Source organism: Pleionea sp. WD8-19 (assembly GCF_055326765.1).
Genome location: NZ_JBUZOU010000001.1, coordinates 380,764 through 406,574, shown reverse-complemented (window position 1 = coordinate 406,574; position 25,811 = coordinate 380,764). Strand labels below are relative to the sequence as shown.

The 25,811-nt window shown below is 43.7% G+C and carries 20 protein-coding genes and 1 tRNA gene; 9 read left to right on the top strand and 12 right to left on the bottom strand.

Annotated elements, in window-relative coordinates:
• Positions 1 to 11: 11 nt before the first annotated feature.
• The 6 genes from ACTUJY_RS01655 to ACTUJY_RS01630 all read right to left on the bottom strand — a co-directional run bounded on the left by ACTUJY_RS01655 (position 12) and on the right by ACTUJY_RS01630 (position 6,655).
• The gene (locus ACTUJY_RS01655; RefSeq protein WP_463614295.1) at positions 12 to 1,511 is read right to left on the bottom strand and encodes a diguanylate cyclase; all 1,500 of its coding nucleotides are present in this window, start codon (positions 1,509 to 1,511) and stop codon (positions 12 to 14) included.
• A gap of 293 nt (positions 1,512 to 1,804) precedes the next feature.
• The gene (locus ACTUJY_RS01650; RefSeq protein ID WP_463614294.1) at positions 1,805 to 2,542 is read right to left on the bottom strand and encodes a zinc-dependent metalloprotease family protein; all 738 of its coding nucleotides are present in this window, start codon (positions 2,540 to 2,542) and stop codon (positions 1,805 to 1,807) included.
• 26 nt (positions 2,543 to 2,568) lie between these two features.
• Complete coding sequence (locus ACTUJY_RS01645; protein ID WP_463614293.1) at positions 2,569 to 3,288, bottom strand: hypothetical protein; 720 nt, start codon at positions 3,286 to 3,288, stop codon at positions 2,569 to 2,571.
• 312 nt (positions 3,289 to 3,600) lie between these two features.
• Positions 3,601 to 4,440 (bottom strand): CvfB family protein, encoded by an 840-nt coding sequence (locus tag ACTUJY_RS01640; RefSeq protein WP_463614292.1) that lies wholly within the window; start codon positions 4,438 to 4,440, stop codon positions 3,601 to 3,603.
• Between the two features lie 149 nt (positions 4,441 to 4,589).
• Complete coding sequence (locus ACTUJY_RS01635; RefSeq protein WP_463614291.1) at positions 4,590 to 5,783, bottom strand: multidrug effflux MFS transporter; 1,194 nt, start codon at positions 5,781 to 5,783, stop codon at positions 4,590 to 4,592.
• 194 nt (positions 5,784 to 5,977) lie between these two features.
• Positions 5,978 to 6,655, bottom strand: coding sequence for a MaoC family dehydratase (locus tag ACTUJY_RS01630; protein ID WP_463614290.1), 678 nt, complete (start codon positions 6,653 to 6,655; stop codon positions 5,978 to 5,980).
• A 208-nt stretch (positions 6,656 to 6,863) separates the two neighbouring features.
• Between ACTUJY_RS01630 and ACTUJY_RS01625 the strand changes: the two genes are divergently transcribed.
• The 5 genes from ACTUJY_RS01625 to ACTUJY_RS01605 all read left to right on the top strand — a co-directional run bounded on the left by ACTUJY_RS01625 (position 6,864) and on the right by ACTUJY_RS01605 (position 9,572).
• Positions 6,864 to 7,508 (top strand): YceH family protein, encoded by a 645-nt coding sequence (locus ACTUJY_RS01625; RefSeq protein WP_463614289.1) that lies wholly within the window; start codon positions 6,864 to 6,866, stop codon positions 7,506 to 7,508.
• Between the two features lie 5 nt (positions 7,509 to 7,513).
• Entirely contained in the window at positions 7,514 to 8,176 is a 663-nt protein-coding gene (locus ACTUJY_RS01620) for a peptidylprolyl isomerase (RefSeq protein ID WP_463614288.1), read from the top strand.
• A gap of 23 nt (positions 8,177 to 8,199) precedes the next feature.
• Entirely contained in the window at positions 8,200 to 8,586 is a 387-nt protein-coding gene (locus ACTUJY_RS01615) for a nuclear transport factor 2 family protein (RefSeq protein ID WP_463614287.1), read from the top strand.
• Between the two features lie 2 nt (positions 8,587 to 8,588).
• Positions 8,589 to 9,065, top strand: a complete 477-nt coding sequence (locus tag ACTUJY_RS01610; RefSeq protein WP_463614286.1) for a hypothetical protein — start codon at positions 8,589 to 8,591, stop codon at positions 9,063 to 9,065.
• A 168-nt stretch (positions 9,066 to 9,233) separates the two neighbouring features.
• Positions 9,234 to 9,572, top strand: coding sequence for a hypothetical protein (locus tag ACTUJY_RS01605; RefSeq protein WP_463614285.1), 339 nt, complete (start codon positions 9,234 to 9,236; stop codon positions 9,570 to 9,572).
• A 550-nt stretch (positions 9,573 to 10,122) separates the two neighbouring features.
• Here the strand turns inward: ACTUJY_RS01605 and ACTUJY_RS01600 are convergent.
• Positions 10,123 to 10,199: transfer RNA gene (locus ACTUJY_RS01600), tRNA-Ile, on the bottom strand.
• Between the two features lie 226 nt (positions 10,200 to 10,425).
• Between ACTUJY_RS01600 and ACTUJY_RS01595 the strand changes: the two genes are divergently transcribed.
• Both ACTUJY_RS01595 and ACTUJY_RS01590 read left to right on the top strand, forming a co-directional pair.
• A complete protein-coding gene (locus ACTUJY_RS01595) occupies positions 10,426 to 11,796 on the top strand; it encodes an efflux RND transporter periplasmic adaptor subunit (protein ID WP_463614284.1) in 1,371 nt (456 codons plus the stop codon).
• A 9-nt stretch (positions 11,797 to 11,805) separates the two neighbouring features.
• Positions 11,806 to 14,940: an efflux RND transporter permease subunit gene (locus ACTUJY_RS01590; RefSeq protein ID WP_463614283.1), complete on the top strand. Its 3,135-nt coding sequence runs from the start codon at positions 11,806 to 11,808 to the stop codon at positions 14,938 to 14,940.
• A 447-nt stretch (positions 14,941 to 15,387) separates the two neighbouring features.
• Here ACTUJY_RS01590 and ACTUJY_RS01585 read toward each other — a convergent pair whose 3' ends face one another.
• From ACTUJY_RS01585 to rpsU, 5 genes are all read right to left on the bottom strand, one after another.
• Complete coding sequence (locus tag ACTUJY_RS01585) at positions 15,388 to 17,931, bottom strand: EAL domain-containing protein (protein ID WP_463614282.1); 2,544 nt, start codon at positions 17,929 to 17,931, stop codon at positions 15,388 to 15,390.
• Positions 17,932 to 18,024: 93 nt separating this feature from the next.
• Positions 18,025 to 19,863 carry an RNA polymerase sigma factor RpoD gene (gene rpoD, locus ACTUJY_RS01580; protein WP_463614281.1) on the bottom strand — a complete coding sequence of 613 codons (1,839 nt, stop codon included), beginning with the start codon at positions 19,861 to 19,863 and terminating at the stop codon, positions 18,025 to 18,027.
• Positions 19,864 to 20,053: 190 nt separating this feature from the next.
• Entirely contained in the window at positions 20,054 to 21,808 is a 1,755-nt protein-coding gene (gene dnaG, locus ACTUJY_RS01575; RefSeq protein ID WP_463614280.1) for a DNA primase, read from the bottom strand.
• A 637-nt stretch (positions 21,809 to 22,445) separates the two neighbouring features.
• A complete protein-coding gene (locus tag ACTUJY_RS01570) occupies positions 22,446 to 22,895 on the bottom strand; it encodes a GatB/YqeY domain-containing protein (protein WP_463614279.1) in 450 nt (149 codons plus the stop codon).
• A 42-nt stretch (positions 22,896 to 22,937) separates the two neighbouring features.
• On the bottom strand, positions 22,938 to 23,153 hold the full coding sequence (gene rpsU, locus ACTUJY_RS01565; protein ID WP_463614278.1) for a 30S ribosomal protein S21: 216 nt from the start codon (positions 23,151 to 23,153) through the stop codon (positions 22,938 to 22,940).
• Positions 23,154 to 23,420: 267 nt separating this feature from the next.
• On the opposite strand from rpsU, the gene ACTUJY_RS01560 reads away from it, so the two are divergent.
• On the top strand, positions 23,421 to 24,701 hold the full coding sequence (locus ACTUJY_RS01560; RefSeq protein ID WP_463614277.1) for a flavohemoglobin expression-modulating QEGLA motif protein: 1,281 nt from the start codon (positions 23,421 to 23,423) through the stop codon (positions 24,699 to 24,701).
• A gap of 56 nt (positions 24,702 to 24,757) precedes the next feature.
• On the top strand, positions 24,758 to 25,789 hold the full coding sequence (tsaD, locus tag ACTUJY_RS01555) for a tRNA (adenosine(37)-N6)-threonylcarbamoyltransferase complex transferase subunit TsaD (RefSeq protein WP_463614505.1): 1,032 nt from the start codon (positions 24,758 to 24,760) through the stop codon (positions 25,787 to 25,789).
• Positions 25,790 to 25,811 lie beyond the last annotated feature (22 nt).

Genomic DNA, 25,811 nt, shown 5'->3' with positions numbered 1-25,811 from the left:
CATCCAGAAAATTAACTGAAAACTGTTTCAAAGGAAGAAGAACGCGGTGGTTCGAAAGTACACACGCGATTACGACCACTGGATTTAGCTTGGTACATCGCGTGGTCAGCGGCCTCAATGAATTTATAGGGTGTTGTTCCAAAGCTGAGATCGTATTCTGAAACGCCTAGACTTGCGGAAATATGGATGGTTTCGTTATTGTAAGGAAAACTCAATGCTTCGATTTCTTGTCGAATTCGCTCAGCATGGTTATAGGAGCCCTTTTTATCGGATTCGGCGAGAAATAAAATAAACTCTTCACCGCCTAACCGACCAATAACATCACTTTTACGAGCGGTGGAGAGCAATGTATCAGCAACTTTCATTAATACCCGATCGCCAAAGTTATGACCATAATTGTCGTTTAGTTTCTTAAAGTGATCGATGTCTAAAAGAATTAAACTAGATGTAGTGCCATACCGTTTACTGTGTTCCATGGCTTGCTTAATGCGCTCTTCAAAATAACGACGAGTGAAAACACCGGTTAAGTCATCCGTAATCGCTTGATTGTAATGAATGGCATGTTTTAGTGCCGCACCCAAATAGGTTTGCAATGGGCGAATAAAATCTTTGTGCTGTAGAAAATTCGCGTAGAAAGATTGACTGTCCAGGTATATGACGGCCAATACTTTTTGTGCATAGCTGAGAGGAATTGCCAGGACGCTTTTTATTTGGTACTCACTGATACTGTCCGCTTGATTGAGTTCCGTGTTTTGATCAAGGTTATCTAGGGCTATGAGTTTATTTTGATCAAAGCATTGTCGAGCGACAGTTTGACTGAAGAGTTTTTGTTGATCGAGTTGATTGTTATCATTAATTTTATCGTAGCAATAGGTCGCTGAAGGTATGAGTGATTTTCTTTCTGCATTGTGAGTTAAGACAAACCCTCTTTCGGCAGAAAATAAGTTCGCAACGATAGGTAGAATATGAGTGAGCATGTCATCAACAAGCTCTGACTGGTTTAAAATTAAATTAATTTGATGTAATACGGCGTTTCGGTTTAACCAGGTTTTGGCAGAATCGATCAAGACATTGAATTCTTGCGCCGTACTTGTGCTGTCTAGATTTCCACCGAGTCGATTCAGTACTTTTTGTTTTAATGTTTCGATTTCCTCTAGCAACGGTGAGGTTTCAAACCATTGATAGTCTTCATTGCAGGCGTCTTCGGTATTGAGTAGGCGAATTTCAATAGGTTGCATGCCGAGTTTGACAACGGTATTGATTTTTAGTGAGGTAGGTTCCTTTGCTTGAATCGGCTGGAAATTGACGACTGTACCAAATCGTGACTCAAGGTCTTCTATAAAAATACCGTGTTCTGACTTAAAAATAACCGCGTGTTGTCGTGATACACTGGAGTGTTCTAGCGTGAGGTCTGCCGACAAATCTCTGCCAATAATTAACCGGTTTTTGTTCAACTCCAAGATTGATGAATGGTGACCTTCGTCATCAAACCAGGATATATGTAGTTTCATACAAGTCACCTTAGCGTAAGATTATACGCAACTCCTGGTCTCCACGTAATGTAACTTTTGATAGGCTAAGAGGAGAGAATCGTTGGTCCAGTCATTAGAAATCATGATTTTTTTGTTCTATACCCAAAATAAAGAGTAACCGTACACTTTTATCTGGAAAGCAAAAATATAGCGTTAAGCAATGAGGGCGTCAACGACTGCTCAGGAAATCTTAACCTGTCAGATCCGTTAGAAGAAAATTGGAAGGGAAGAAGAAAATCATCCGATTTATGAAAACCGGATGATTAAGAGCATTAATAATAGTTCGCTATATCGTCGATAATGGGCTTAAGGGCTTGATAGGCATTGGAAACACCTTGTTCACCGCAGGGTTGTGATTGACAGGCATTCCAATCCGGATCGGAAAAAATATCCAAATGCGAAACATTTCCATAATAGGCTTGAGGGTAAGCCATGATTGTCGAAAAACTGTAGTCGACTCCATGCCCCATTCCGTACGAATAGACGCCACCGGATGAGTCTCCTTGTCTGCGCGAATGAGCTAAGCCCATATTGTGACCAAGCTCATGAACGAACGTATTATTTCCACAATCTACGGCACTGATACTGTAAGCGTTATTTTTTGACGTTGCATACATATAGCCGTTTTGCCCTTGACCTACCCAAGCAATGCCACAAACGTATCCATCAGGTAGATTTTCTCTCCGGCCGAGTAAAGCCACCATATCGGCTTTATAAGAGTCTCGATAACCTTGAATGCTAGAGTTATTCGTAAGCCAGTCCAAATGGCTTTCGGTGGGCATAATGTTGTAGTTGGTAATACGGCCTTGCGCAACCACTCGTAGCGTTATATCCAAACCATTGTTACGATACACTCGATTAGCGTATGAGATGAGGTTATTGACTTTGGTGCTCATACTGCCTGCGTAATCTTGTGCGGGTTGCGTGTAGAGCATCATAATATCGATGGTTTCGGCTTTAACCGCTACCGTACTCAGCAGCCCTACCATTACTGCTATCAGTTGTTTCATTGTTTTTCTCCTGTGCTTTTTTGTTTTTAGGGATTATCGTTCTGCGACGATTCTTGAACGACATAGTCGAATGAGACATCGACTTCGTCATTGTTTGTTGTGGGTGTTGCATTATCAGATGGAAATACACCGTCATCGTGATCGGATTTATGACTGGCAACCAAAGATTGACGCGACGTGATCCAGGCGTAGTTACCTTGGGCCTCCATAATATAAACGCCTTCGGGTGTACTGAATTGAGCGTAGGTATGATTTTCACCTAAGGTAAAAACAGCGCTGTAATAGGATTCCATACCTGGAAAAAAAGCTTCCACCGTTTTATCACCGTTACTGTGTTCAGTGATAAAGTCCACTTCTGCGGCAAGTGAACCACCTATTTGCGGAATATTGACTTCAAACGTTTCTCCGATAGACATGGAAGTGAGCTGGCTCGTATTAATTTCGAGATAAGCTTCGCCAGCAAGATCGCCGGGTAATAATTCGGGTTTCGCCTGTAAATACGTGCGTGCTTGTTCTGACTGCTGCCATATTTTCGAAGTCGCTTTCGAGATTTGGTTTTGTACTTCCGCGTTATCGGATGCAGAATGGTTAGAATTGCTTGTATAGTCAAGTTTCTGGGCAGGGCCTTTTACTTGTTTATTTGTTAATTCAGTTGAGAGTTGATCCGTTCCGTTACGCATTAGCGTATAAAACAATGCTATGAATACGGCAAATAAAGATGCCAGTACAACTATTTTTTTGTTCATGGAATTGGTCCTCGCGCTTCATTTTATTTTTATATCAGCGTCTTGTTTTAGTTTTTAAGGCAAAATGTCAATCGCTTGTATAGCGCTGAATAGTTTGTGAGCAGAGTACCGTAAAATCGAGTAAATATTGAATTAAAAATGTGTGAAAATTGCACAAGTTCACATTCGATTGAATTTATTTGTGATGCTTGTCAATTAATAGGATTAAGTATCGCCAGTATTGAGATGTGATGGTGAGTCGCTCTAAGATTTAATTTTTTTGCTAATATTTTAACAAGAGATAAACGCGTGCAAATCTATTGGTGGATAGGTTTAATTCTTATTTATTAAGCGAATTAAATTGTTATCAATTGTTATTCGATGCTCTTTGTATAGCTTTCCTAGTGCCGTTTTGTATTGCTTTTTGCTGACGCCAAATATTTTAGCAATGATTTCTGGAGAACTCTTATCCGAAATGGCTAATACCCCATCATTTTCTTTCAATGTTGAGAGAATTTTTTCTGCTAATTCATCTCGACCAGATATACCGGGTTTTTTAACTGACAGGTCAACTTTTCCATCTTTTCGAATATGTTTAATATATCCGGCAACTTTCTGCCCATACTTTAACTTTAAGTGAATATCATCATTATGGATCATCCCCAAGTGTTGATGATTAATAATCGCTTTAAAGCCCAAATCCGTTTTATCGGTAATGAGCAAATCCACTTGTTGGCCTATGGTATATTTTGCTGGTGTTTTATCGAGAAACTTTTCCAATTTAGTTGATGCCGTTACGCGTTGATCGGCTTTATTCTGATAGACATAAACAACTGGAGATTGACCTTCTTTCAATGGTTTTCCTTGTTCGGCAAAAGGTACCAACAGATCTTTTGGAAGTCCCCAGTCTAAAAATGCGCCTATGTTATTAACCGCTACTACAGTCAGCCGGGCAAATTCACCTAACTTTGCTTTAGGTATGTCTTGGGTTGCAGCTAATTGACCATCGGAATCTTGATAAACAAAAACGTTAATCTTTTCACCCACTTCGCAATGCTCAGGTAAATGTTTATTACTGATAAAAATCAACTGCTGCTTATCGGCATTTAAATAAGCACCGAAAGGTGTTTTCTCTACAATCGTAAGTTGATTAAATTGCCCTGGCTTAATCACTGAGTTTTCCGAAATAAATGGTTATCAACCTTTATGATAGTGAGTTTCGAGTTGCAAGTCGATAAAAGTACTCTTTTTTGAGTGTGAAGTAGTAAAAAATGAGTTGTAAACTGACAATGCTCAACACTTTCTCTTTAGGTCCGAGTACTTCACTTCTCTGGCGTTGGCCAACGAAAATATTGAATCGTTAGATGCAGCAGACTGAGTAAAAATACAATGCTGATCACCAGCCACGCAAATGGCATGGCGCTGCCATCGTGTAAAAGCGCTAAAACGAAACCAGCAAGTGCACCACTTCCAAATTTTAACGTACCAATCACCGCAGTTGCGGTACCTGCGTGTCGAGGAAAGTTCATTAAAATTAATGCATCGGAATTGGTCGAAACGATGATCAAGTTGCTCATTAAAAACAATATCGCCGCAACTACCCAAACAATATCGGCTTGGTTTGCCAACACGGCAAATAATAGTACGGCTGCAAGCAGGGCATTACTAAGGGCCATTCGAAGCATTTTTAAAGGACCGAAACGGGTAACAATGCGTGCGTTAATAAAATTTCCTCCCATTAAAGCCACAACATTCGCACCAAAAAGCAATCCAAAGACTTGTTCTGATACCTGATACAAGCTGATATAAAGAAAAGACACCGACGTGATGTAGCCAAAAAATATTAATGTGATGCTCATGGTTGTGAATAAAAAGGGATAGATTTTGCGATGACTGAATATCGTTCGGTAGTTACGAACGATACTTGCCAGTAAAGCTCCACTATCATTTGGAGCAAGAGCCACAAAGGGAAACTTCCATATCGTAAGCAGCAAAATGAGAAAAGCGTAACAGGTAAGTAGAATAAAAATACTCGGCCACTGAAACCAAGCCAGCATAAGACTGCCAATGGAGGGGGCTAACATCGGAGCTATCATCATCGCCATGGAGACGTAAGCCAGGCCTTTCGCCGTTTTGTTTCCGAATAAATCGCGAATGGTGCCGGGAACGGTGACCGTTGCCGCTCCACCGCACACGGCTTGCAATAAACGCAGTACATTAAAGGCTTCTATATTCGGAGCAATGGCCAGCAAAGCGCTGCATAAAGTAAAACCAGAGAGTCCGCCAAGTAAAAACCAGCGACGACCATAGTGATCGGCCATGGGGCCAAAAATCAACATGCCTGCAGCGTATCCTGCCAGGAAAAAACTCAACGACCACTGTATTTGCGTAATCTCAGTGACATAGTCCTCTGCCATGGTGGGCATGGCAGGTAAATACATATCAATTGCTAATGGCGCGATAGCGAAAATTGCGGCAAAAAGTGGCAGGTAGGCCACGGAATCTCGCGGTTTCATAGGTACCTAATTGATAAAGCTAGACAATAAGTGGAACGCAAATGACGCGTTGGTAACGAAATTATGCCACTCTTTGGCAAATGTCGACAAAGAACGAAAGGGTATCTTTAGTAGCCATTTCGAGGCGGCTTTTTAAAACTTGTTTCGAACAGTGGATTTTTTATGACGGAGCTGCAAGGAGCCCTGGTAACTTATTAAAAATATAAGCGCAATACCGTTTGTGCGACGCATGCCAGTCGTTTGCTGTTTTCCACTTCTATGCTGACTTCATTAACCACTTCGATACTGCGCTTCATGGGCACCAGATCCAACAGTGTCGTACGAGCGCGTACTCGCGAACCCGATTTTACTGGGAATGGAAAACGTACCTGGTTTAAGCCGTAATTGACGACCATTTTTGCTTCGGGGTAAGGGTTGTTTTCGGGATTGGTGGCATCGGTTAATGTGGGGATCAATGACAAGGTCAAAAAGCCGTGAGCAATAGTGGTTTTGAATGGCGATTCGTTTTTGGCGCGATCAGGATCGGTGTGGATCCACTGTTTATCGCCGGTAACATCGGCAAACTGATCGATACAGTGTTGATCAACGGTAAACCATTCTCCAACGTAGGTTTCCTGGCCTAATTTTAATTGCAGCTGTTGATACACTTTTGCTGCTTCAGGTACTTGTTCTACCGGTTGTTCCGGCTCGGCTTGTTTCTCATCATCGTCGGGCTTGAACAGTGAAAACCAGGGGTTATTCAAAGTATTCGAAATGGTTTGCGTGAGTTTATCGGACCAGTTTTTAAACTGTGGTTCAATTTTGGCCCGAAAATCGGCGTTGTTTTTTTGTAATTGCTCGGTCTTTTCTCGAATAAATTCTAATACTTTCATTGAATTATCCTGGAGCCTGTTGAGTTATCCCTGGTGTTGCTCTTTAACGGGGCTCTGAACTTGAGCGAACAACTGTCAGTTGAAATGTATTTAAACGCGAAGGATGATCTTACACTATCGGCAATAAATACCAAAGATTATAGACACCATAGCATTGTTACAGGACTTTGCTATAAGATTAGGTCGTTTTTTCTAGGTGGAGTGGGTTATGGAACTATCGCAACTACAAGTTCGAGTGATCGGTTGTTTATTAGAAAAAGAAGTCACCACGCCAGACCAATACCCTTTGTCAATCAACGGTCTGACAACAGCGTGCAATCAAAAAAGCAACCGTGAGCCGGTAATGAACCTATCCGAAACAGATGTGCAAATAGTAGTCGATGAGCTGGAGCAAATGAACTTGGTTACTAAGGCTTCTGGCTTTGGGGCTCGAGTTGTCAAATATCGACATCGCTTTTGCAATACTGAATTCGGCGAACTCAAGCTCTCCGAGCAAGAGAAAGGCATACTGTGTGTACTGTTTTTACGCGGTCCGCAAACTCCCGGTGAGTTACGAACGCGCACACAAAGACTGTGCGAGTTTTCGAATGTCGGTGAAGTGGAGTCTGTGTTAAAAAATATGGCATTGGGTAACTCGCCATTGGTACAACAACTGGCTCGTGAAGCCGGAAAGCGGGAATCTCGCTGGCAACACTTATTCACTGGAGTTGCTGAGTCTTTGCCGCTAGCCTCTGTAGAGGATGTAAAGGAGTCGGATGAGGCTCGAGTCTCGGATCTTGAAAATAGGGTTTCACTTTTGGAATCTGAAATTGCAGAGTTAAAACAATTGATTGAACAACATATTATTGGATGAGCCAAATGACACTTTCAAAATTTACTTTATTCATTAGTCTTTCGCTGGCTTTGGTACTCGCCGCATGTTCTAAGCCTGAGTCTGCGTTTCCGCAAATTGAAAAATTCATTGCAGAAAAAAATATCGATAAATCAAAGCCAAATTGGAAACAAAATTTACCGAAACCACCACGCTTATTTTTCGATAAGAAAAAAGACTATTTTTGGAATTTGCAAACCAATAAAGGCAGTATTCAAATTAAATTAATGCCTGGCGTCGCACCGATGCATGTTTCCAGTACTATATATCTCACACTACTGGGCTTTTACGATAATGTGAGTTTCCACCGTGTGATCCCGAACTTTATGGCGCAGGGTGGCGATCCAACCGGTACCGGTTCTGGGGGCCCAGGTTACGAGTATGCAGGAGAGTTTTCAGCGAGTGTAAAGCACGATCGACCTGGCTTGTTAAGTATGGCGAATCGAGGTCCCAATACAGACGGCAGTCAATTTTTTATTACCTTTGTGCCGACGCCGCACTTGGATGGTAAGCATACGATATTTGGCGAAGTGGTTTCTGGTATGGATACGGTAAAAGCATTGGAAAATGCTGGCTCACATTATGGAAAAACGAAAGAACCCTTGATGATTTTAAAAGCCAGTATCGATGTAAAGCCGGTTAACGGCTAATTCATTATTTTGGACTTAGAGTTATGGATGCTAATGAACTAAAACGCGACATTATAGAGCTTGAACAACGCTTATTGCGTAAAGAAGTAAGGCAGTCGCATGAGCAACTCGAACAGTTGCTGGCCGATGATTTTGTTGAGTTTACCAGTCGAGGCATTGCCTATACGAAGCAGGATGCATTCACTCGACTGGCGAACGAAGTCTATCCCAGGTTTCATAACCAGGATTATCAACTGAAAGTGCTGTCTGATAACGTGGTACAACTGACGTATCGCGCCACGATTACTTTGCATGGCGCAACGCGTTATTCGTTGCGCAGTTCAATTTGGAAAAAATCGGAGTCTGGCTGGCAGATGTATTTTCACCAGGGTACACCTTGCTCAGCTTTTCAAATACAACACGAGGATTAAGTATGAAGGGGTCCATCATAATCTGCAGTTTGCTACTTGCTTTAAATGCATTCGCAAAGGATGAGTCACATCAATTTGATAGTCATCATTTGTCCAACGAAGCGCGTGCTTTATTGATTGAAGAAATGACCAATATTCGAGGCGCTATGGAACAATTGGTTTTTCCCATGGTGTCGGGCGATTGGAAAACTATTGAGCAAACCGCGCATCGCATTCAACAAAGCTTTGTGTTTAAGCAAAAGCTTACGCCGGCAATAAAGCAGGAGCTTATGCATAAACTTCCTAAACCCTTTAAAGCACTGGATCAAAGTTTCCACGAGTACGCAGGTATGTTGGCACACGGTGCCAAACGTCAAAATCAAGAGTTGGTCCATTTTTACTATTATAAAATGTTGGACACCTGTCATTCGTGTCATAGCAAGTTCGCTAAAAAGCGATTTCCAGACATTGAACCAAATAAAGAAGAACATCACCATTAGTTACGAGTTTGAGTTTGAGCGGAAATGTGGTATCGGATATATAGAGCGGATCTATTATGTTATTGAAAAATGAGCTCAATCTCAAAACTCTCACTGAAACCCAAAAATGATAAATTAAAATCTTATGCTAAACTTTTTACGCCATTTTATAACGCAAAGAGAGAGGCTATGAAAACCATTCTACTGTTTTTAACTCTGATGTCGGCTGTTGTTTTTGCCGCACAAAACCAATCAACGATTTGTACGTTTGGTGAAAAGCAACGCAAGATCGAATTGGTGTATCCCGATGGTACCGATGTACCGTGTGAAGTTCAGTATACCAAGGCATCGGGTATGCAAGTCTTGTGGAATGCACAGACCGAACTCGGCTATTGCGAATCGAAATATTCTGCTTTTGTAGAAAAGCAAAAAAGTTGGGGATGGATGTGTGAAGCGGCCGTTAAACCAGAAGTGGAAGAGGAAGTCTCTGAGGTTTCTGAAGCGGAATCCGATGAAATGGAAATGTAATAATGGTTTATCTATCCGTATAAACATACGGATTATTTGTTCAAGTAACTGAGGGTCAACCCAATACATTTATCCTTAGCAGTGATGACAATGTTGCTGTTTTTTTAATGTATTGAAAACATATTGGTTGCCTGCTTAACGTCTTTTGAGTTTATGCCCGGAGAATTGTTCAGTCGCCTTAACAATCTCTATTAGTTAAGTAGTAGGCTGTAGAGAGCGAGTCGTGTGCTCTTTCTTTTGGAAACTAAGGATGAGGTAAAAGTGGTGGGCCCTCACAGACTTGAGCTGTGGACTTGGGTCGGGTTATAGAGAGCGGGTCGTGTGCTCTTTCTTTTGGAAACTAAGGATGAAGTAAAAATGGTGGGCCCTCACAGACTTGAACTGTGGACTTGGGTCGGGTTGTAGAGAGCGAGTCGTGTGCTCTTTCTTTTGGAAACTAAGGATGAGGTAAAAGTGGTGGGCCCTCACAGACTTGAGCTGTGGACTTGGGTCGGGTTGTAGAGAGCGAGTCGTGTGCTCTTTCTTTTAATAACTAAGGATAGAGTAAAAATGGTGGGCCCTCACAGACTTGAACTGTGGACCTACCGATTATGAGTCGGGTGCTCTAACCAACTGAGCTAAGGGCCCATTTTTACCTAAGTACAGGAAATTGCTCCAAAAGCGGTTAAATGACGTACAATTAACCTTAGAAGCGAGGTGCGAAGTTTACGGGAATTTGCATTGCGATTCAATCCTGAAATTCAACGAGGGGCTGGCACTGTCAGTCTTCTGTAAGTAATTGTAAAGGCACCTGATTTTGAACTAGGCTTGCAGTATTCTTAAGCTCCCGAATTTGGTAACGACCCGAAACTGTATGACCGATCCTAATCCACATCATTACGCTGAAAATAATCACGAAGTCGAAGCGACACTGGTCGATAATCCAGTTCCCTGGATAACACACGCTATTGTCACGGTCGTTATTTTGTTACTGGCCTTAGGACTTGTCAAACTCATGTTTGCCACAAAACCAGAGGCTCGTAAATTCGGCGAGCGCCCTGCCGAAGCGGTGGCGGTAGAAATCGGTCAACTGACGCCGACTCATTACGAGGTTTGGGTGGAGTCTTACGGCTCGGTCGTTCCACTTACGGAGACGCAATTGGTTTCGGATGTCTCAGGGCGAGTGATTGAAGTGTCACCTAATATCCGAGCGGGAGCTTCCTTTAAGAAAGGTGAGGTTTTAGTAAAGCTGGATCCACGTGATTATCAGATAGAAGTAGACGTGGCTAAGGCAACCGTTGCTGATGCCGAGGTAAAATATCAACAAGAGCTGGCGCAAGCTGACATTGCCGAGCGTGACTGGAATATTAAACCAGGTAATGCAAAAGGCCGTGATTTAGCACTACGCAAGCCGCAAGTGAAAGCGGCTCTTGCTTCTCTCGATGCGGCAAAGGCGCGGCTGGCAAAAGCCGAGCTGAATCTCAAGCGCACGTTAGTAAAAGCACCTTTTACTGGTAAAGTGAGGCGTCAAATGATCGATTTAGGGCAAGTTGTGAGCCCGTCTCAGGCGATAGCCGAAATTTATTCCACGGATCGCGTGGAAGTGCGTTTACCCATTAAAGCGCATGACCTATTCCATATTCGTTTACCCGATGAAGATAACTCTACCACGGAGAGACCAAAAGTGCTTTTTGAAGGGGAGCTGGGAAGTAAAACCTATCAATGGCAGGGTAAACTGGTACGCAGCGAAGGCACATACGATCCGGCAACGCGTATGCTTTATGTTGTTGCACAAATAGAAGAACCGTTCGTTGAGAAAGGTGAGTCGCCAGCACTTCGTATCGGTCAATTTTTACGGGCAAAAGTACAGGGGCGGCGCTTAGAAAATGTCTTTGTCGTTCCTCGCAGAGCGGTGTCTCAAGACTATAAAATTAGCCTGGCGCAGGAAGGCGTTTTAAAAAAGCATAAGGTGACTCCGCTGTGGACCGATAACCATTCCGTTGTGATTTCTGCAGATAAAGGGTTGGACTTACCACCCGGTGAAGTGGCGAGCATTAGCATGCACGATAAATTAATCCTGACACCAACCGCCAACTTACCTCAAGGCACAAAAGTGAAAGCCATAAACCAAACTAAAAATGATAAACGAGTGGTTAAGAAAGCCAATGAGCAGGGAGAAGGTGCGGCAAGTAAACGGATTCAGCAGCCCACTGGTGGCGAAGCTGTTCGTACGGCTAATCATTAGGAGAGTACGATGCACTCAATGATAGCCTGGTTTGCGCGCAACGATGTCGCCGCCAATATTTTAATGGCGTTGATCATCATTTCCGGTTTGTTTGTACTGGCAAAAAAAATTCCCGTTGATATGTTTCCCGAGTTTGAAGTGAACACGATAAATGTCAGTATGACATTACCCGGCGCGTCACCTCAGGAAGTGGAAGAAGGTATCACCATTCGGATTGAAGAGGCCTTACAAGATCTCACCGGGATTCGTCAAATGACGTCCAGTTCCAGTGAAGGTGCGGCGAATGTCACACTGGAAATAGAAGATGGCTATGATCTGCGTGAAATGCTCGATGACATTAAAATTCAAGTGGATGCCATATATAACTTTCCTGCAGAAGCTGAGCAGTTATTGGTGACGATGCCGCAGCGTCGTTGGGATGCTTTAGGGGTGATTATATATGGTGAGTACGATGCGCTCACCTTAAGACGATTAGCGGAAGACGTTCGTGATGAAATTGCAGCGTTACCGGAAGTCACTCAAGTTAGTGTTGATAATACGTTACGTTTTGAAATTTCCATAGAAGTTCCGGAATGGGCCCTGCGTAAATACGATTTAACTTTGGAGCAAGTGGCTAATATTTTACACGCTAATTCTCGCGATGTGTCGGCAGGTAATTTAAAAACCGAAGGTGGCGAAATATTTATTCGAAGCCGTGGACAAAAATATTCTGCCGGAGAGTTTGCAAAAATTCCAGTAATAACCAGTCAGGATGGTGCCTTAATTACGCTGGGTGATATTGCAACAATAAAAGATGAGTTTGAAGAAACGCCTTTGCGCATGCGGTTTAATGGTGTGCCTGCTGTTGAAGTCGAAATTTTTCGAACCGGTAATCAAAGTATTATTGATATCAGTAAAGCAGTGAGAGAGTACATTGAAAATAAACGCACGCAATTACCGCAAGGGTTGTCGATAGATTACTGGCGTGATCGTAGTGAGCCGATCAAAGCTCGGCTGAAAACGCTAACCACCAGCGCCTGGCAAGGTGCGATTTTGGTCATTTTGTTGCTGACATTTTTCTTGCGGCCAGCGGTTGCATTATGGGTGTGTATTGGAATTCCAATGAGTTTTATGGGCGCCTTTTTATTGATGCCCGTATTCGATATTACGTTAAATTTGATGAGCTTATTCGCCTTTATTTTGGTGTTAGGGATCGTGGTAGACGATGCCATTGTCACTGGGGAAAATGTTTATGCGCATATGCAGCGTGGCCAAGATCCGTTAGCTGCGGCCATTGAAGGAACACAGGAAGTTGCTGTACCGGTCACTTTCGGTATATTAACAACGGTTGCTGCATTTTTACCTTTAGCCTTTATGGAAGGTCGATCGGCGTGGTTTCAAAGTATTCCTTATGTGATCATTCCGGTACTTATTTTTTCTTTGATTGAGTCCAAACTGGTGTTGCCAGCGCATTTAAAACATGTGCGACCTCGAGTAGGCCACGTATCCCGCTTCACGCGCTTTCAACAATCGATTTCTCAATCTTTGGAAACGTTTGTACAAAAAGCTTATCAACCGGCACTGGCGCTGGCATTACGTTGGCGTTACGCAGCCTGGGTGATCATGGTATCGAGCTTAATTATTGTGTTGGGTGCAATGATGAGCGGACAAACCAAGTTTGTTTGGTTTCCACGTGTAGCCAGTGAAGTGGCGCGCGCTAATTTGATCATGCCCGCCGGAACAGACTTTGAAAGTACCGATCGCATTGTGCGTTTTATGACGGAGCAAGCACAAAAGTTAAAAGAAAAATACATCGATCCAGAAACTGGCGAATCCGTAATACGAAATATTTATTCTATCAGCGGTGGGCGAAACTCCAGTACTGGACGAGTGCGAGTAGAAATTACACCACCGGAGCAGCGCACTTTGGCTATCACCAGTCAACAGCTGGTTAATGAGTGGCGAAATTCGGTTGGGCAGGTGGCTGGCGCAGAGCAATTAAATTACCGAGCCGAAATTGGTCGCGACCAAACACCAATTAACATCGAGTTAAAAGGAAAAAACACGCAGCAATTAGAACAATTAAGTGAAACATTAAAACAAAAGTTAGCGCAATTTGAAGCGGTTTTCGATATTGAAGATTCGCTTTCTGATGGTAAAGAAGAATTGCAATTGGAGCTGAAACCCGAAGCTACTTTACTGGGTTTGGATTTAAATACTGTGGCGCGCCAAGTAAGACAGGCGGTCTATGGTTTTGAAGTACAACGCTTGCAACGAGGTCGTGAAGAAGTTCGAGTGATGGTGCGGTATCCACTGGAAGCGAGGCAATCGATCGAAACCTTAGAGCAAATGATGATCCGAGTGAGTTCGGGACAGGAAGTTCCTTTATGGCAGATTGCCAAGGTATCTCCGGGTTTAAGCCCGACCAGTATCTTGCGTATTGATCGTCAGCGCACGATCAGTGTTACCGCTGACTTTGACAAAAATCGTGGTGATTTGATTGCGGTTCAAGATGAAGTTGAAGCCTATTTGCAGGACATTATTGGGCGTTATCCCGGTATCAGCTTTGAGCTTGCGGGTGAAGCCAAGGATCAACGCGAGTCATCACGAGATTTAATGTATGGGTTGTTTGGCTTAGCTATTTTAATTTATGTGTTGTTAGCCATTCCATTTAAATCGTATTTACAGCCTTTGATAGTGATGTCGGTGATTCCATTTGGCATGGTCGGTGCTGTGATAGGCCACTGGATCATGGGCATGGATATGACCTTACTTTCAATGATGGGGATTCTTGCTTTATCCGGTGTTGTGGTGAATGACTCGTTAGTACTGGTGGATTTTGTGAATCGTAAACGCAAACAGGGCATAGGTGTTATGCGCGCAGCATTTCAGGCTGGCGGGCGACGTTTTCGTCCTGTGTTATTAACTTCGTTAACGACTTTCGCAGGTCTCATGCCATTGCTGTTTGAAAAGTCGACTCAAGCACAATTTTTAATTCCAATGGCGGTGAGTCTTGGATTTGGGATTTTATTTGCTACGGCGATTACTTTGTTTATTGTGCCGGTGAATTATTTGATTTTAGAGGATATTCGTCGGTATTTTAAGCGGTATTTTTCGGATATGAAAGACGTTATTCGGGGGAAACTTGGCCGGGATTTTTCTTGACGTTTTAATGTAATATTTTTCGCATCGCTACGCTGTGTGCGAGTTACTTTTTTCAAGAGCAAAAAAAGTAACCAAAAATGCCCTGACGCTAGCCGCTGTGGCACTTGCTCCGTTTATTCTGATAAATAAATGTATTCCTGAAAAATTTACTTTTCTGATGAATTCTGTCGCAAGTGATCAAACTGGGTTTCGAAGGCTTTTTAAACTCAGAATCTTCTGGAGTCTATGGTTTCACAAACAACAGTGATGGAGTCTTAGCCAGTAGCGACAGCAGTCTTCAAACAACTTTGAATTGGCAGTAGTCATTTAATATTTCAAACGCTGCAGATCTCTTGCCACAGCGGCTAGCGTCAAAGACCTTTTGGTTACTTTTGTGTCGATTGACAAAAGTAACTCGCACGTAAGCGCAGCGGTGCGAATCAATTTTCATTTAAAAAAATCAAAACCTTAAGTCTCTGAATAACCATCAGAAAAAAACATCTCCCCCGAAGTCTCTTTATTCACTACCTGCTGGGTTAAGTATTTTTGCGTAAACTTTTCCGGAGACAGAGGCTTACTCCAAAAATAGCCCTGGCCAAAATGGCAATTCAACTGTTTTATGAAAAGCAGCTCTTCACCATTTTCAATTCCTTCCACGATGGTTTTAGCTTCTATTGAAGCCGCCAGTTGGGTAATGGTTCGCACAATCGCCTGATTGGTTTTGTTTTTATTTATGCCGACTAAAAAGGATTGATCGATTTTAATTTTATCCGCATGAATTTTTTGCAAGTAAGCAAGCGATGAATAACCTGTTCCAAAGTCATCGATTGCAATACAAAATCCCATGGATTGCAATTGACGTATGGTGGCTAATGAACGTTCAGTGTTGCGCATGATCGACGATTCGGTGATCTCAAAAGTAATCTGATGTGGATGCACGTCGTAAACCTGCATTTGTCGCTCGATAAAAGTTAAAAGATTTTCATCGTAAAGATCGTGCATCGATAAGTTAATTGCCAAAGAGAAACCGGCAGGCAAATTGTTTTGAATGCTGTTCCAATGAAATGAGTACTCGATTATGTGCTGAGTCAACTGAGTAATTAATCCGGTACTTTCGGCAATAGCTATAAACTGGTTTGGACTGACCACACCGCGTTCGTCGTGTTGCCAACGGATCAAAACTTCGCCACCGATCAAGTCTTGAGTGTATAAGTCTACTTGCGGCTGAATCATGATTTCGAAATGATGATTAGCAATGGCTTGTTTCAAGTCTTGCAGTAAATAAAGGTGATCTTTTAGCGAAGTATCTTGATCATCACTGTAGATGTTCCAGGTATTCTGGTTAATTTCGCAGTTGAGTAAAGCTATTTGAACTTTTCGATAGCATTCCAGCAGCAAGTTAATATTGGGTGAAAGTTGTGTCGCACCGATATTTATTTGCATCGGTACATCGAAATTACGAATAGAAAGTGATTCGCTGGAGTCGAGCACCAATTTTTTAAGTATATCTTCAAGCCCATGATCGGAACGGACCATAAACATGATTTGATCACCCGGTAATGCGATAAAAAATTCGTCTTCACCGGATGAGTTGCTAAAGCGTACGGACCAAGGAGCAACTTGCAATAATCGACGTAATCTAGCGATGTACTCGCGATACACCGGCTCTAGAATGTTGGGTCCTAAAAAGCCAACCAATTGTTGGTAATTTGCAATGTTGACAACCACCAAGGCTATTCGCTGATGCAACCGAAACAGATGATTCAGTTGCGAAGCAAATTCGTTAACAAAAAAGGAATAGTTAGGTAGCTTTCGTTGCGGATCGATATAAGCGCGGGTAATGGCTTTTTTTTCGGCATAGCGTAATCGGTCGGCAAGCGCGACGGATAAAAGTAACAGCTCCAAGAGGGAACCGATAAAAAATCCATGCAGGGTTACGTTATTTACAGGCAATACATTGGTGTACGTTGCTATTCCGACTGCAGCTCCCATTATGACAAAGAGCCAGGAGCAAAAGAAATAACGTGCTGGTCGGTAACGGTTTTTCAATGCCGTAGCGGCTAATAACAAAATAAAGAGAGAAGCGATAAGTTGGTATGGTATAAATATCGGTATCGTAAGGTACTCAGGTAATACAACGGCTAGTAATAATCCAATGGGAGTGACAATATTAAACCAGCGAATATATTGGTGCAGTTGTGGGACGTTCTGTTGAGTTTGTAAAAATACGCGCGTAAATTGTACACCTACCCAGACCAGCAACACATTCATCGGCATAATATTTTCCGCTAATCGGATCTGAATACTTTCGGGCCAAAGTAAAAAACCAAAACCGTGTAGCGCAGAAAAGTATACGAAAATTACGGCGTGAAAAACTAAATACCATAGGTAACTGTAGCCCGGGTTTAGTGCGTAAACAAACACATTATAAAGCGCCAGCGCAATCAGTAGTGCGATAGCGCCTCCCCAAAGTAGATATTGAGCATTCAATCGTTGCTGATAGCTGTCGTGAGAATAAATTTTGAATGGCGTAATGGAGGGCCCACTATTATGTTTACGGATGAGTAATGTAAGCGTTTGACCAGAACGAATGTCAAACTGAAAGTGTGGCCCCTGATATAACGCCATATAATTGCTTTGTGCTTTGAGCCCTATGCTTGCTGAGTCAAGCAATTGTTGATTATGATAAAGATACACGTCGAGTTGTCGTAAAATATGTGTATCAAATGCAATGACAAATTTATGGGTCTGCTGATCCAAGAATTGCCCTTTCAGTTGCAATTTATACCAGTAAGTGTTGGGGCTGGGTTTTAATGACTCTGGGTAAAATCGTGTATTAAAGCGAATGGATTGTAAAACGGTAAAAGGCTCGCCGCTGTGAGTTTCTTTTAACGTTGCAAGAGGGGTTGGTGCACTTAATGTATGGCTGTCTTCATTAAGAATTAGGACTTCCTCTGCTTGGAGGAAATTATAGCTGAACAATAAAAACGTGAGTACAAAAATACGGCGCATGATTTTTTAAAGGTATCAATTCCGAGATGCTTTTTCTTATTATTCAATCACATCTTTATCATAAAAAAACTCCGCCGAAGCGGAGTTTTTAGTTTATTGGTCGTCCAAAAAGCTGCGCAGTTTTTCTGATCGAGAAGGATGCCTTAATTTTCGCAGTGCCTTAGCTTCAATCTGCCGGATCCTTTCGCGGGTGACATCAAACTGCTTACCCACTTCTTCCAATGTGTGGTCAGTATTCATATCAATCCCGAAACGCATTCGTAACACTTTTGCTTCACGAGCAGTTAAACCTGCTAGGACGTCTTTGGTTGCTTCACCTAGGCTGGTTGCAGTCGCTGAATCGACCGGAGACTCTTGTGTTGCGTCTTCAATAAAGTCACCTAAATGCGAATCTTCATCGTCTCCAATGGGTGTTTCCATGGAGATAGGCTCTTTGGCTATTTTTAAAACTTTGCGAATTTTATCTTCTGGCATTTCCATGCGTTCAGCCAATTCTTCTGGCTGTGGCTCGCGTCCCATCTCTTGTAACATTTGCCGTGAAATTCGGTTCAGTTTATTGATGGTCTCGATCATGTGCACTGGAATACGAATCGTTCGTGCTTGATCAGCGATGGAACGAGTAATAGCCTGACGGATCCACCAGGTAGCGTAAGTCGAGAATTTGTAACCACGACGGTATTCAAATTTATCGACAGCTTTCATCAAGCCGATGTTACCTTCCTGGATCAAATCAAGGAATTGCAAACCTCGATTGGTGTATTTTTTCGCGATGGATATTACCAATCGTAAGTTGGCTTCAACCATTTCTTTTTTCGCACGACGGGCTTTCGCTTCACCAATGCTCATTCGCCGGTTCGTTTCTTTAAATTCGGCGATTGATAAGTTGGTTTCTTCTTCGATGTGCAGTAATTTGTTTTGGCAACGGATCACATCTTCTGCAACGGTTTCCAAAGAGTCGTGATACTTCACATCTTTGCCAAGATGAGAGTTTAGCCACTTAGTATTCGTTTCATTGCCTGGAAATTCAGAAATAAACGTTTTGCGCGGCATTTGGCCTTGATCAACGACCAGTTTCATAATCAAACGTTCTTGAGTACGCAGTGCGTCCATTTTTGCACGCATTTTGGCCGTTAAGCGATCAAACTCCTTGGGCAGTAACTTGAACTGCATAAAGAGCTCTTGCAAGGCAGTTACCTGTTTTTGTGCCGTTTTGTGTGCTCGACCGTACTTTTTAATCGCGCTGACGGTCTTCTCGTGCTGTTTCCTTAACTCGGTGAACTTCTCTTGCGCTTCTTCTGGATCCGGTCCTAAATCTTCATCGGCTGAAGAGTTGTCGTCATCGTCATCTTGCTCGTCATCGGGTACTTCGGAACCGACGTTTGTAGCGCTAACGATGATATCGTCGTCTTCAGTGCCATCGCTGAAACCGGTAATGATATCGGACAATTTGATTTCGCCAGCCAGATAGCGATCGTAATCGTCGAGGAGGGTTTCAACTGTGGCAGGATATTCGGCAATGGCAACGGCAACTTCGCGTATGCCTTCTTCGATTCGTTTGGCAATATCGATTTCGCCTTCACGTGTGAGCAGCTCAACGGTACCCATTTCTCGCATATACATACGAACGGGATCGGTTGTGCGACCAAAATCGGAATCTACGTTGGCGAGGGCTGCGGCTGCTTCTTCGGCCGCTTCATCATCGGCGACCGAGTCGCTCATTAACAAAGAGTCGGCATCGGGTGCACTTTCAAATACCTGAATACCCATGTCGTTGATCATGCGAATGATGTCTTCCACCTGGTCCGGATCAACGATATCAGGAGGTAAGTGATCATTTACTTCTGCGTAAGTCAGGAACCCCTGCTCTTTTCCGCGCGCGATCAATAGTTTAAGCTGTGATTGTTGTGACTGGCTGGACATCTCGTTCGACATTCAGTAACGACCTTTTACAAGTTAAGTAGAATTCAACCGCGATAGACGCCGGTAAAAACTGCAGACAATAAAAAACCTTCGTGCTGCACACGAAACGCGCAATTATACACAGTGTAGATGCAATCGGGCAAATTTGCGGGGTTAATTTTACCGTTTAATGCGATTTAAACGGGGCCGAATATTGCATAACTTACAGTTCCAGTAATAGCTTCTGGTATTCCTGTTTTTCTTCCACCGATAAAGGGCCTCGCTTTGCTTTTTGTTGCAGTTGCTCAAAGCGTTGTTCTTTGAACGCTTTTTGCAACTTCACAAAAATGCCAGCTATTTCTTGTTGCATGCCTTCTAACGGAGTGATGATTTCTTCATTCGCCAATTTCAACAAATGCGGTTGTGCCGGATTACCACGCCAGTGCTCGATCAGTGCGCCGACGCTTATGTTGGGGTTGGTTTTAAGAATTTCAATCATTTGCTTGAGAATTTCATGTCCCGGCATGTTTAATTGGCTCAACCATTGATAGTCATCGATTTGTTGCACTAATTCGGTGCGATGTAACAGTAGCGTAATAGCGCGTCGAATGGGGGTGAGCTGACTGCTGTTGGTCAGTGGTAGGCTAGCAGGTTTTGCTGGGGGGGCCGCTGGTTGTTCTTCATTTCCCAGTAACAATTCATTGAGGCGGGCTTCACTCAAGCCTACCTGTATCGACAGCTGTTGAATAAAACGTTCACGATGAATGGGATCAAGCATTTGTTCAATAAAAGGTTTCGCTAAGTTTGCCAACTTTCCAGGACCGTCGAAGCTGTCCATGTCTACCTGGGATTTCAGATGTTCCATTAAGTACTCGAACATAGAAGGGGCATTCTGTGCTGTATTGCTAAAACTTTCAGCGCCGACCTGCCTAACCTGAGTATCGGGATCTTCTCCTTCGGGCAGGAACATAAAACGTATTTCACGATTGTCGCGGATCTGACTCAGGCTGTGATTCAGAGCGCGCAAGGCGGCATCGCGTCCGGCTCGATCACCGTCAAAGCAGAAAACAATTTTTGGACAAACGCGAAACAGTTGTTGTAAATGGTGACTGCTGGTTGCCGTTCCCAGAGTAGCTACGGCGTTGCGAATGCCAAACTGCGCCAGTGACACCACGTCCATGTAGCCCTCTACGACTATCGCCCAATCTACTTTTCGGCTGTGCTGGCGCATCTCATAGAGACCGTAGAGCTCACGACCTTTATAGAAGATGTCGGTTTCTGGCGAGTTCAGATATTTAGGCTCACCTTTATCGATTACCCGGCCACCAAAGGCGATTACTCGACCGCGACGGTCACGGATAGGGAACATCACCCGATCTCGAAAGCGATCGTAACGGTTGCTGTCTTTTTCGATCAGCATGCCGCAAGCGACCAGCGTCTGATTAATGCTTTGATTGTGGCCAAATAGAGCTTGCAGTGAATGCCACTCGTCAGGGGCATACCCCAAACCGAAGTCTTTGGCTATTTCACCACTTAAACCGCGATTTTTCAGGTAAGTGACAACTCGCTCACTGTGATCGGAAGACCGTAACTGTTGTTGATAGAATCGAGATACTTTTTCCATCAATTCGTAGTAATTGTGTTGCCATTGTTGTTCTTTTGCTGGCTCGGAACGCGCTTCTCTTGGTACTTCCAGACCTTGGGCGTGAGCCAAATCTTCGATTGCTTCGACAAAACTCAAACCTTCGTACTCCATGACAAAACTGATGGCATTGCCATTGGCACCACAACCAAAGCAGTAATAGAACTGTTTGTCGGGGCTGACGGAGAAAGAAGGTGTTTTTTCGTTATGGAATGGGCAACAGGCCTGATAGTTTTTACCGGCCTTTTTAAGCTGAACGCGGCGCTCGATGACCTCAACAATGTCGGTGCGCGACATGAGATCGTCGATGAATTGTTTGGGGATGCGTCCGGCCATTGGTTTTTTGGAGGTTTGTTTGGGTTGAGGTGGGGTATTATGCAGAGGGTTTGAGGGAATTTAAAGGTTCCGGTTTTGTTTCTTTGCTTTGTGTTTTAGATTCTTATTTAGAAAATTTACTGATTTTAGTTCTTTGCTAAATTTTAGTACGGGTTTCGCCCTCTCGGGCGAGTGACTTTTGCCAAGCGCTGCAAAAGTAACCAAAAGAGCTCTACGCTAGCCGCTATGGCACTTGTTCCGAATATTCTGATAGTTCAATGTATTCCTGAAATAGGTGTGTTTTCTGATGAATGCTGTCGCAAGTGATCAAACTGGGTTTAGCGAACTTTTCAAATTTTGAGCCTTCTGGAAGCTTAGGTTTTACAAGCCATTGAGTTGGAGTCTTAGCCAGTAGCGACAGCAAAATTCAAGCGACTCTAAGGTTTCAGTAGTTTGCTGTATTCCATACGACTCAGATCTCTTGCCAAGCGGCGAGCGTCAAAGACTTTTTGGTTGCTTTTGTGTCGACTGACAAAAGTAACTCGCCTAGCAGGGTGAAACCGAATCGTACAATTAAATGTGAACTTTCAATCAATTGAAAACCACAGAAACAAAAAAACGCGCCTTTCGGCGCGTTTTTCAAAAATAAAAAAATCAATCAGCCAAGCTTGGCTTTAATCTTCCCACTAACCGCCCCCATATCCGCGCGGCCTTGCAATTTGGGCTTTAAAACCCCCATGACTTTTCCCATGTCGCGCATGCTTTCGGCACCGGTTGCCTTAACAGCTTCATCAATGAGCGAGGCGATTTCATCGTCAGACAAAGGTTGTGGCATAAAGTCAGCCAACACTTCAATTTCGGCTTGTTCAACAGCGGCGAGTTCTTCTCGACCGGCTTCGTTGTATGCCTTAATGGATTCGCGGCGTTGTTTGACCATTTTATCGAGAATGGCAAGGATGGTAGCGTCGTCGACATCGTCAACGCGATTATCGACTTGATATTGTTTAATCGCTGCGGTGAGTAGACGAATGGTGCCAAGGCGATCTTTTGCCTTGGCACGCATCGCATCTTTCATCGCATTGTTGATTTGATCCAATAATGCGGCCATATGCTAAAGGTCCTAATCGTTGTTTAAAATTTCAAACGCCAATTAGTACATACGTCTGCGACGTATGCTTTCACGAGCCACTTTTTTAGCGTGACGCTTTACCGCAGCCGCTTTTTTGCGCTTGCGAACAGAAGTTGGCTTTTCGTAATGTTCACGACGACGAACTTCCGCCAGAATACCGGCTTTTTCGCAAGAACGCTTAAAACGACGCAGAGCCACGTCAAACGGCTCGTTTTCCTTTACCTTTACGCTTGGCATGAAAAATCACCACCTTAAATAGTTGGATTGTTAACAATATCAATAACTTCGGACAGTAATTAAATCGCCAAAATGCATCAGAAATTCATCTATTATCCAAAGCCTCTCATCGAGAGAGGGCGGTGATCTTAAAGGGTTTTAATAGTGATTGCAAAAAAATTGGCCAAAAACTGCGCACAACCCAAAAGTATCTGAAATATCGGTAAAAAATGCTATTTGAGGAGGCTATAATCAATCTATCTTTCATCTTAAAAAGTCGCTAGAAAAATGGAAATCAATACTGGCTGGACGCAACAAGAACAGCATCGATTATCGCAATTATCAGACCGAATCGTTGCGGTAGCTAGCAGTATTCAGGTTTTGTCTCGTCTTACCTGGCCTCTGAGCGTAAAGCAGGCTTTCTTTGCCAATAACGCTCAGTCGTTACCCGAGGTGAGTTATGAGCCTTACGATGCGACGGTTATGAACCAGGAGTTACATCGAGTATTGCCGGCTTTAGGCGATACTCCGGTCGATGACTGGATGCGGCGAACCATTAAAATTTTATTAACGACGGGTGAAATGTTGCAGTCGCGAGGCAGCCAACGCTTTTTTGAATGTTCCAGTGAACTCTATGGATTGCCCAAACAGACATTGCGCGACGAAAAATCCAACTCGTTGGAACTCGCACAGCGCTACCTCGATTTGTTGCGTCCGATGAGCAAATTGGATTTAGGCAAGCCGCCAGAAGCCTGTATTTTGGCTGAAACCGTTGCCGCTCAAATGCGCAAAGCGACTCAGGAAATGTTTGGCGGCGAGGCACCGGAAATTCAAGTGGTTGAGGATTTATCCGCCAACGCACTGGCCAGTTCCGAAAGGGTTCGCATTCGTCGCACTGCATGCTTTACCGATAAGGATGTTGAGCAGCTGGTCCATCACGAAATTTATATTCATGTGGCGACCATTTTGAACGGCAAAACGCCGGGCAACTTGAGCCTGTTGTCGTTAGCGCATCCGGGCACGACCAAAACGCAAGAAGGGCTAGCGGTATTTGCCGAGTTTATTACCGGCTCTTTGGATCTGGATCGTATGCGTCGTTTGGCGGATCGCGTGGTAGCGATCCAAATGGCAATTGACGGTGCTGATTTTATCGACGTCTTTCGTTTCTTTCGGGAAAAAGTGGGTAATGACGACCAAGCCTTTGAGAATGCGCGTCGAGTGTTTCGTGGCGGTGTGGTTTCGGGCGGTGCGCCGTTTACCAAAGACATTGTTTATCTCGATGGTTTGCTCAGAGTGCACAACTTTATGCGTGCGGCCGTTAAAGCGGGACGAGCGGACTGTTTGCACTTATTATTCGCAGGTCGATTGGATATTGAAGATTTGCCAACACTGTCTTATTTGCGATCGTTGGGCCTTTTTCGAAGGCCGCGCTTTTTACCGCCGTGGGTGAGCGATTTGCGCTTTTTACTTTGTTATCTTTCTTATTCTTCTTTTTTAAATACGGTTGATATGTCGAGAGTTTCAGCGCATTACCAGCAAATGTTGGATCAAGTGGGTGAGGTTTATTAGATCGAAGGTGGTAAATCACTTAAAATCCCCGCATCTTAAAGTTTTCCAGAGTTATGATGAAAGTACTGGGTATTGAAACCTCCTGCGATGAAACGGGTATTGCCATTTACGATGACAAGGCCGGCATTATTGCGCAGGCACTTTACAGCCAAATTGACACGCACGCTGAATACGGCGGAGTTGTTCCTGAATTGGCATCACGCGATCATATTCGAAAAACGGCATTACTGACCAAACAGGTGATGGCCGATGCAGGCTTGTCCGGCAAAAACATTGACGCGGTTGCCTTTACACAAGGACCGGGGTTAATCGGCGCACTTTTGGTTGGTTCAACCTTTGGACGATCGTTAGCCTATGCTTGGGGGTGTGAAGCCGTTGCGGTTCATCATATGGAAGGGCATTTGCTGGCACCTATGCTGGAAGAGAATAAGCCACAATTTCCTTTTATCGCTTTATTGGTTTCTGGTGGACACACGCAGCTCGTGGATGTGAAAGGCATCGGAGATTACACCATTTTAGGCGAATCAATCGATGATGCTGCTGGTGAGGCTTTTGATAAAACCGCCAAAATCATGGAGCTGGGGTTTCCGGGTGGACCTATGTTGGCAAAGTTGGCGGAGAAAGGGAGGCCTGGCCAATACAAGTTTCCGCGACCCATGACCGATCGCCCTGGGCTGGACTTCAGTTTCAGTGGATTAAAAACATTTACCGCAAATACTTTGCGTGACAGTGATAAACAGCCTCAAACCTTAGCTGATATTGCTTACGCGTTTCAGGAAGCGGTAGTGGATACGTTATTAATTAAATGTCGAAGAGCATTAAAGCAAACGGGACGCAAACAATTGGTCATTGCCGGTGGTGTCAGTGCCAATATTGAACTGCGCAACAAGCTCGGTGAATTGATGAAAAAGCTGAAAGGACAAGTGTTTTATCCGCGCCCAGAATTTTGCACCGACAACGGCGCTATGATCGCCTATGCCGGTTACTGTCGGTTGAAGATGGGGCAAACGGAAAGTTTGGTGATTCAGGCTCGCCCGCGCTGGCCTATGGATGAGTTAGGCCAACTGCCGTCTAAGGTGCGAGGTTAAGGAAGCTGGGAACAAGGTAAAA